Annotated in this window: 1 protein-coding gene; it reads left to right on the top strand. The window is 66.2% G+C overall.

The genetic code is table 11. The features are described 5' to 3' along the window. Nucleotides 1-340 (top strand): Ig-like domain-containing protein (locus OK409_RS22465; protein WP_264367566.1); only part of this gene is annotated, 340 nt, incomplete at both ends.

Raw genomic sequence — 340 nt, 5'->3', positions numbered from 1 at the left:
CGACGACGTCGGTGCGATCACCGGCGAGATTGCCAGCGGCTCGGTCACCGATGACGCGCGGCCGACCCTTTCCGGCGACGCAACCGCCGACATCGATCACGTCAATATCTATGACAACGGCGAGCTCGTCGGCAGCGCAGCGGTGGACGCGGACGGCAAGTGGAGCTGGACGCCGGAGCAGGATATGGCGGACGGCACCTCCCACGACCTGACGGTTGCGGCGGTGGACGCGGCGGGCAACGAAGGCCCGCAGGCAGACGGCGACTGGAGCTTTACCGTTGACACCTCGGTGCCGGATAACCAGACATCGGGTTTGGTGGCGGACAGCATCACACTGACA

The organism is Pantoea sp. RG18, from assembly GCF_025910075.1.
GTDB lineage: Bacteria > Pseudomonadota > Gammaproteobacteria > Enterobacterales > Enterobacteriaceae > Pantoea > Pantoea agglomerans.
Note: the sequence above shows the minus strand (reverse complement) of the source record. Positions and strands in the feature narration are given on the sequence as shown.